We start from the raw sequence: 3,389 nt of genomic DNA, 5'->3' as shown, positions 1-3,389 counted from the left end.
TCCTCGGTGTGCGCAAGTTCCGCTACGGTCTGGCCGAGCAACAGGATCAGATCGGACAGGTGACGGGCCTCGCCTGGACTCAGGTTGGCGGCGAATTGCTGACTATCGAAGCCGCAGTCGTACCGGGCAAGGGTCAGTTGATCAAGACCGGTTCGCTGGGCGATGTGATGGTCGAATCGATCACAGCAGCGCTCACCGTTGTCCGCAGCCGTGCCAAGAGCCTGGGCATTCCCTTGGACTTCCACGAGAAGCGCGACACGCACATTCACATGCCGGAAGGGGCGACCCCGAAAGACGGTCCTAGCGCCGGCGTAGGCATGTGCACGGCGCTGGTGTCGGCATTGACCGGCATTCCGGTGCGCGCCGATGTGGCCATGACGGGTGAAATCACTTTGCGTGGTCAGGTACTGGCAATCGGTGGCCTGAAGGAAAAACTGCTCGCGGCTCACCGCGGCGGAATCAAGATTGTGATTATTCCGGAAGAGAACGTGCGCGATCTGAAGGAGATTCCTGACAATATCAAGCAGGATCTGCAGATTAAACCGGTTAAATGGATTGACGAGGTCCTGCAAATTGCGCTGCAATACGCGCCGGAGCCCTTGCCGGATGTGGCTCCGGAGATAGTTGCCAAGGACGAAAAACGTGAGTCTGACTCTAAGGAAAGAATTAGCACGCATTAATACGTTTTTGCCTGGGGGGCTTCCTTGACAGCTTTTTAGAGCCCTTGTTATAAAGCGGCTCTTAAGTGTCTGTAGGCCATTCAGCACTCGTTTTTGCTTTCACCAAAAAACTTAGAATCATCTCAAAATAGATATAAGGGGACTTAGAGTGAACAAGTCGGAACTGATTGATGCTATCGCTGCATCCGCTGATATCCCGAAAGCTGCTGCTGGCCGTGCGCTGGACGCTGTAATCGAATCCGTCACTGGCGCTCTGAAGGCTGGCGACTCCGTTGTTCTGGTTGGTTTCGGTACGTTCTCCGTGACTGATCGCCCGGCTCGTACCGGTCGTAACCCACAGACTGGCAAGACTCTGGAAATCCCGGCTGCCAAGAAGCCAGGTTTCAAAGCCGGTAAAGCTCTGAAAGAAGCTGTTAACTAAGTTTCAGGTTTTTACCCATCCGGGTCGGGGTCATGCCTGACTTGGCAGCGGAGCGGTAGAGCAGGTAGCTGATGCAGTTGCCTGTAACGCCGGGATCGAGGGTTCGAGCCCTGTCCGCTCCGCCAGTTACGAGAAGGCGCATCCTCGGATGCGCCTTTCTTCTATCCGGATTCTACCCACGCTCCACGGTTGCCAAATTTTGAAGTTCAACCGTTTCTGGGGGACGCATGCTGCAGAATATCAGGGACAATTCACAAGGCTGGATTGCCAAGACCATTATCGGGGTCATCGTTGCACTGATGGCTCTGACCGGTTTCGATGCCATTTTCAAGGCCACCACTCACAGCAATGAGGCGGCCAAAGTCAATGGTGAAGAAATCAGCCAGAACGAGCTGAGCCAGGCCGTTGATATGCAACGCCGTCAGCTGATGCAACAGCTGGGCAAGGATTTCGACGCTTCGCTGCTCGACGAAAAAATGCTCCGCGAATCGGCCCTCAAGGGTCTGATCGATCGCAAGCTGTTGCTGCAAGGCGCCGAACAGTCGAAATTCGCTTTCTCCGAAGGCGCACTGGATCAAGTGATCCTGCAGACACCTGAGTTTCAGGTGGATGGCAAGTTCAGTTCCGAGCGTTTCGATCAGGTGATCCGTCAACTGGGCTACAGCCGTATGCAATTCCGCCAGATGCTGGCCCAGGAAATGCTGATCGGCCAACTGCGCGCCGGTGTGGCGGGCAGTGGTTTTGTCACCGACGCGCAAGTGCAGGCATTTGCTCGTCTGGAAAAACAGACCCGCGATTTCGCCACGCTGAACGTCAAGGCCGATCCGGCGGCGGTCAAACTGACCGACGACGAGGTCAAGGCTTACTACGACGAGCACGCCAAGGAATTCATGACCCCGGATCAAGTGGTCATTGATTACCTGGAGCTGAAGAAGTCCTCGTTCTTCGATCAGGTTGCCGTCAAGGACGAAGACCTGCAGGCCGCGTATCAGAAAGAGATCGCCAACCTGTCGGAACAGCGTCGTGCGGCGCACATCCTGATCGAAGTCAACGACAAGACCACCGAAGCTCAAGCCAAGGCGAAAATCGAAGAAGTCCAGGCGCGTCTGGCCAAGGGCGAGAAGTTCGAAGCATTGGCCAAGGAGTTCTCGCAGGATCCGGGTTCGGCCAACAATGGCGGCGACCTGGGTTACGCAGGTCCTGGCGTGTATGACCCGGCTTTCGAAAAAGCCTTGTACTCGCTGGCCAAGGATCAGGTGTCCGGTCCGGTTCGCACCGACTTCGGCTACCACTTGATCAAGCTGCTGGGCGTTGAAGCGCCGGAAGTGCCGACCCTGGCCAGCCTGAAAGACAAGCTGACTCGCGAGCTGAAAGCTTCGCAGGTCGAGCAGCGTTTCGTCGAGGCGACCAAACAACTGGAAGACTCCGCATTCGAAGCGTCCGACCTGGCCCAGCCAGCGGCGGATCTGAAGCTGACCGTGCACACCTCCAAGCCGTTTGGCCGTGAAGGCGGCGAAGGTGTTGCGGCCAACCGTGCCGTGGTCACTGCAGCCTTCAGCACCGAAGTGATCGATGAAGGCGCCAACAGCACCGCCATCGAACTCGATCCGGAAACCGTGATCGTCCTGCGTGCCAAGGAGCACTTGAAGCCTGCTCAACTGCCGCTGGAAAGCGTCGCTGCGGCCATCCGCACTCAGTTGACCAAAGAGCACGCCAGTGCGGCTGCCAAGACCAAGGCGGAGAAGCTGATCGCTGATCTGCGTGAGGGCAAGGCGCCGCTGGACAAGGCGGTTGACGGTCAGAGCTGGAAAGCCACCGCTGCGGCCACTCGTGCGCAAGAGGGGGTTGATCCTGCGGTGCTGCAGGCGCTGTTCCGTATGCCGAAGCCGGCTGCCAAGGACAAGCCGACGTTCAGCAGCGTGACGCTGTCGGATGGCAGTCTCGTGATCGTGCGCCTGAACGGCGTTAACGAAGCGGCTGCGCCGACGGATGAAGAGAAGGCGCAGTATCGTCGCTTCCTGGCTTCCCGTGAGGGGCAGCAGGACTTTGCGGCGTATCGCAAGCAGTTGGAGAGTCAGGCGGATATCAAGCGGTTCTGATGTTTGCTTGAGCTGTCATGAGAAAGCCCCGGCTCGTTGGTCGGGGCTTTTTTTTGGGCTGTGAATCGTGGCGGCCTTTGGGCCGGCCATGCTTTGGGTGGGATGTGTGTATATCCGTTGCTGCGGGTGTTGCTGATTGGGGTTCCGCCCTTACGGCGGGTCACTTTTTCCAGACGCCGAAAAAGTAAC

The 3,389-nt window shown here is 57.4% G+C and carries 4 protein-coding genes; 3 read left to right on the top strand and 1 reads right to left on the bottom strand.

Going from position 1 to position 3,389, the window contains the following annotated elements; translation table 11 throughout:
• The 3 genes from DBR24_RS06820 to DBR24_RS06810 form a co-directional block, all read left to right on the top strand.
• Window positions 1-680 (top strand): S16 family serine protease (locus tag DBR24_RS06820; RefSeq protein WP_305888826.1); only part of this gene is annotated, 680 nt, incomplete at its 5' end.
• A 148-nt stretch (window positions 681-828) separates the two neighbouring features.
• On the top strand, window positions 829-1,101 hold the full coding sequence (locus DBR24_RS06815) for an HU family DNA-binding protein (protein WP_003183171.1): 273 nt from the start codon (window positions 829-831) through the stop codon (window positions 1,099-1,101).
• Window positions 1,102-1,328: 227 nt separating this feature from the next.
• A complete protein-coding gene (locus DBR24_RS06810; protein WP_128614297.1) occupies window positions 1,329-3,200 on the top strand; it encodes a SurA N-terminal domain-containing protein in 1,872 nt (623 codons plus the stop codon).
• On the opposite strand, the gene DBR24_RS31245 is transcribed toward DBR24_RS06810, so the two are convergent.
• The coding region (locus DBR24_RS31245; protein ID WP_218278124.1) for a hypothetical protein at window positions 3,176-3,389 on the bottom strand (214 nt) is incomplete at its 5' end. The two genes, DBR24_RS06810 and DBR24_RS31245, sit on opposite strands and share 25 nt — an antisense overlap.

It is taken from the genome of Pseudomonas sp. HMWF006, from assembly GCF_003061205.1.
Classification (GTDB): domain Bacteria; phylum Pseudomonadota; class Gammaproteobacteria; order Pseudomonadales; family Pseudomonadaceae; genus Aquipseudomonas; species Aquipseudomonas monsensis.
The sequence above is the reverse complement of the archived record's forward strand: the minus strand, read 5'-3'. Positions and strand labels throughout refer to the sequence as shown.